The organism is Streptomyces sp. NPDC007162, from assembly GCF_040634175.1.
Lineage (GTDB): Bacteria > Actinomycetota > Actinomycetes > Streptomycetales > Streptomycetaceae > Streptomyces.
Genome location: NZ_JBEYFC010000645.1, coordinates 1 through 4,324, shown reverse-complemented (window position 1 = coordinate 4,324; position 4,324 = coordinate 1). Strand labels below are relative to the sequence as shown.

Annotated in this window: 5 protein-coding genes; 4 read left to right on the top strand and 1 reads right to left on the bottom strand. The window is 73.1% G+C overall.

Translation table 11 applies throughout. From position 1 onward, the window contains the following. Positions 1-76 precede the first annotated feature (76 nt). A complete protein-coding gene (locus ABZ646_RS41190) occupies positions 77-1,108 on the top strand; it encodes a LacI family DNA-binding transcriptional regulator (protein WP_360531274.1) in 1,032 nt (343 codons plus the stop codon). 19 nt (positions 1,109-1,127) lie between these two features. Here the strand turns inward: ABZ646_RS41190 and ABZ646_RS41185 are convergent, their stop codons facing one another. Continuing rightward, positions 1,128-1,475, bottom strand: coding sequence for a cupin domain-containing protein (locus ABZ646_RS41185; RefSeq protein WP_360531271.1), 348 nt, complete (start codon positions 1,473-1,475; stop codon positions 1,128-1,130). A 153-nt stretch (positions 1,476-1,628) separates the two neighbouring features. On the opposite strand from ABZ646_RS41185, the gene ABZ646_RS41180 reads away from it, so the two are divergent. The 3 genes from ABZ646_RS41180 to ABZ646_RS41170 all read left to right on the top strand — a co-directional run bounded on the left by ABZ646_RS41180 (position 1,629) and on the right by ABZ646_RS41170 (position 4,221). Continuing rightward, entirely contained in the window at positions 1,629-2,141 is a 513-nt protein-coding gene (locus ABZ646_RS41180; protein WP_360531268.1) for a hypothetical protein, read from the top strand. Positions 2,142-2,224: 83 nt separating this feature from the next. Then, on the top strand, positions 2,225-3,082 hold the full coding sequence (locus tag ABZ646_RS41175; RefSeq protein WP_360531265.1) for a dioxygenase: 858 nt from the start codon (positions 2,225-2,227) through the stop codon (positions 3,080-3,082). An 86-nt stretch (positions 3,083-3,168) separates the two neighbouring features. Continuing rightward, positions 3,169-4,221 (top strand): maleylacetate reductase, encoded by a 1,053-nt coding sequence (locus ABZ646_RS41170; protein ID WP_360531277.1) that lies wholly within the window; start codon positions 3,169-3,171, stop codon positions 4,219-4,221. Positions 4,222-4,324 lie beyond the last annotated feature (103 nt).

Sequence of the window (4,324 nt, the reverse complement as noted above, 5' to 3'; positions counted from 1 at the left end):
GTCGGCGAGACGGTCCAGTACAAACCCCTCGAACAATCAGCAGCGGGCCATCAAAAACCCTTCAAGGAGTCAGGCCGTGGGTCACCCCTTCCCGATCCGTGAGATCGCACGTCAGGCCGGGCTCAGCGAGGCCACCGTGGACCGGGTGCTGAACGGCAGGGGCGGGGTGCGGGAGAGCACCGAACGCGAGGTACGGCAGGCGATCGCCGATCTGGACCGGCAGCGCACCCAGGTCCGGCTGGTCGGCCGTACCTTCATGGTCGACATCGTGATGCACGCGCCCGAACGGTTCACCACCGCCGTGCGGGCCGCGCTGGAGGCGGAACTGCCGTCGATGCACCCGGCGGTGGTGCGCTCCCGGTTCCACTTCCGGGAGACCGGTCCGGTCGGGGAACTGGTGCAGACGCTGGACCGGATCGCCAGGCGGGGCTCACAGGGAGTGATCCTCAAGGCGCCGGACGTCCCCGAGGTCACCGCCGCCGTCGGGCGGCTGCGGTCGGCACAGATCCCGGTCGTCACCCTGGTCACCGACCTGCCCGCGAGCGGCCGGCTCGCGTACGTCGGCAGCGACAACCGCGCCGCGGGAGCCACCGCCGCCTATCTGATGGGCCAGTGGCTCGGCGACCGGCCGGGCAACGTCCTCACCAGCCTCAGCAGCGGCTTCTTCCGCAACGAGGAGGAGCGCGAGATGGGCTTCCGCAGCGTCATGCGGGCCACCCACCCCGAGCGCGCCCTGGTGGAGATCGCCGAGGGACAGGGCCTGGACGCGACCCAGTACGACCTGGTCCGCGCCGCCCTGGAACGCGACCCGGAGATCCGCGCCGTCTACTCGATCGGCGGCGGCAACATCGCCACCCTGCGCGCCTTCGCCGAACTGGGGCGCGAGTGCACGGTGTTCGTCGCCCACGACCTCGACCACGACAACACCCGCCTGCTGCGCGAGCACCGGCTGTCCGCCGTCCTCCACCACGACCTGCGCCACGACATGCGCGAGGCCTGCCACCTGGTGATGCGCGCCCAGGGCGCGCTGCCCCCGGCCGGCCCGACACTGCCGTCGGCGATCCAGGTGGTCACGCCGTACAACCTGCCGACGGCCCCGACCCGCTGAGCACCCTCACAGGTTGCCCTCACAGGCTGATCGCGTACGCCTTGCGCAGCGTCTCGTGCACCGTCCACGTCGTCCGGTCGCCCGCGCGCAGCACGGCCATGTCACCGGGGCCCACCCGCAACGTGTCCCCGCCTTCGACCTCGATGGTCGCCGAGCCGCTGACCACCACGAACAGTTCGTCGGCCTCGGTGTCGGTGACCACCCCCGGGGTGATCTGCCAGATGCCGCGGACCTGCTTGCCGTCGGCCGACTCCCAGACCACCTTCCCGGTCACCTCCGGGGTGCCGGAGACGATCTGCGCCGGGTCGAGCGGGTCGGGTTCGAGTGCGGCGTCGGGGATGTGCAGGGCGAAGCTGGGCGTCGTCATACGCCGACCCTAGCGAGCCGGCCGGGCGCCGGACCGTGGACAGGGTGTGGGACACCGGGCCCGGTGGGAGGACACTTCGTCGGGCCGCCGGGACCGGCGGGGGCCTTCCGTCCGAACTGGCGGGGGCGGGCGGCCCGGGTGATCGTGGAGGGCATGGCTGACCCGACGCCGGCCGCGGTCCGGCCGCGCTCGCACGACACCCGTGAGGCGGTCCTGTTCGGCGGGGTCTACGGCGCCGTGCTGGCCTGCTCGATGGTCGCCGCGCTCACCCAGTACGGTCACACCTCCGCCGCCAGCCGCCGCTACGACGCCGTGTGGCTGCTGGTCACCGCCTGCGCGTCCGCGCTGGCCCACGGCTACGCCCACTACATCGCCGAGCGGGCTCCGCAGCGGCGCTGGGACGTGCTGCACAGCCTCGCCGAGGAATGGCCCCTGGTCACCGCCGTCCTCCCCACGGTGTTCCTGCTCGCGGGCGCCGGCTGGGGCTGGTGGCCGGCCAAGGGCATCGAGTACCCGGCGTTCATCCTGAACATCGTGATCCTGTTCGGCCTCGGGCTCGTCACCGCCCGCTGGTCACGGCGGAGTTGGTTCGCGGCCGTGCTCATCGGGGCGGTCGACGCGTTGCTGGGGGTGGTCGTGGTGGTCGCCAACGCGTTCATCAAGTAGACCCGCGACCGGATCTCGTTCATTGAACGGTGAACGGGTTTACGATCACTCGAGGTCACTGTTCCTCCGGGCAAGGAGCCGGTATGACAACCGAAGACGCGGTCACCGCCGAGGCCGTCGAGAGTCTGCGGGGCACCGGCGGCCCCCGGCTCCGCGAACTGCTCACCGTGCTGATCCGCCATCTGCACGCCTTCGCGAGCGAGACCCGGCTGACCCGCGGAGAGTGGGAGACGGCGATCGCGTTCCTCACCGCGACCGGGCAGACCTGCACGGACACCCGGCAGGAGTTCATCCTGCTCTCCGACGTGCTGGGCCTGTCCATGCTGGTCGAGAAGATCAACGGGCACAGTGACCCCGGGCGCACCGAGTCGACCGTCCTCGGCCCCTTCCACATGACCGAGTCCCCGGTGCGGGAGCTCGGTGCCGACATCGACCTCGTCGGCACCGGCGAACCCTGTGTGGTCAGCGGTGTCGTCCGCGCCGCCGACGGCACCCCGGTGCCGGGCGCGGTCCTGGACGTGTGGCAGGCCGACCCGCACGGCTTCTACGACGTGCAGCAGCCCGGCGTCCAGCCGGCCGGCAACGGGCGGGGGCTGTTCACCGCGGACGCCGAGGGCCGCTTCTGGTTCCGTACCTGTGTGCCCAGCGCCTACCCGATCCCCACCGACGGCCCGGTGGGCGACCTGCTGAAGGCCACCGGGCGGCACCCCTACCGGCCCGCCCACATCCACTTCATCGTCTCCGCCGACGGACACGAACCGGTCACCACGCACATCTTCGTCGCCGGCGGCGAGTACCTCGACTCGGACGCGGTGTTCGCGGTGAAGGACAGCCTGGTCAAGGAGTTCACGCCGACCGACGACCCGGTCCTGGCCGCGGAGTTCGACGTGGCCAACCCCTTCCGGCACGCCCGCTTCGACCTCGTACTGGACCCCTCGTGAACCGCGGCGGCGGAGAGCCGGGCGCGGGGAATTTCGGTGTCGGCGCTCCGGACCTCGGTACTGCGGACCTCGGCACTCCCGGCTTCGTGCACGAGACGTGGGCCGCACGGGTGGTCTTCCGGGCCGGTGCCGCGCTCACCGCGACCGCCGAGGAGGCCCGGAGGCTGGGGCTGCGGCGGCTGCTGGTGCTCAGCGGCGAGCGGGGCGCGGACACCGCGCGGGCGGTCGCCGACTCGCTCGGCCCGGCCTGCGCGGGGCTGCACACGGGGGCCCGGATGCACGTCCCGGTCGCGGTCGCCGACCGGGGCGTCGAGGTGGCCCGGGCCGCGGGCGCCGACGGCTGCGTGGCCGTCGGCGGCGGCTCGGCCATCGGTCTCGGCAAGGCCATCGCCCTGCGCACCGGCCTCCCGCTGATCGCCGTGCCCTCGACCTACGCGGGCTCCGAGATGACCCCTGTCTGGGGCCTGACCGAGCACGGTGCCAAACGCACCGGCCGCGACCCCGTCGTCCTGCCGCGCAGCGTCGTGTACGACCCCGAGCTCACCCTCTCCCTGCCCGTCCCGCTCTCGGTGACCAGCGGGATCAACGCCCTCGCCCACGCGGTCGAGGCGCTGTACGCCCCGGACGGCTCGCCGCTGGTCGCGCTGATGGCCGAGGAGGCGGTAGGGGCGATGGCGGGCGCGCTGCCCGCGATCGCCGCCGCCCCGGACTTCCTGCCGGCCCGCTCCCGGGCCCTGTACGGCGCCTGGCTGTGCGGGGCCTGTCTCGGTGCCACCACCATGGGTCTGCACCACAAGCTCTGCCATGTCCTCGGGGGCACCTTCGGCCTCCCGCACGCCGAGACGCACACGGTGGTCCTGCCGTACGCCCTCGCCTTCAACGCCCCGGCGGCGCCGCAGGCGGTCGCCGCCGTGGGCAGGGCGCTCGGCACGGACGACGCGCCCGGCGCCGTGCGGAACCTGGGGGCGCGCCTCGGAGCACCGCGTTCCCTCGCCGAACTCGGCCTGAAGGAGGCCGACTTGCCGGTGGCCGCCGAGCAGGTGGCGGGTCAGGCGTACGCCAATCCGCGGCCGGTGACGGCCGAGGACGCACTGGGGGTGCTGCGGGCGGCGTACGAGGGCGGGCCGCCGAGCTCCTGACGGGTGCTCACCAATCCGGACAGCCCCGCCCTCCACCGCGCTGAGGCCCGTAACGCCGCCGCCCTGCCCGCCGCCGCGCCCGCGCCGCGACTGCTCGGCAGCT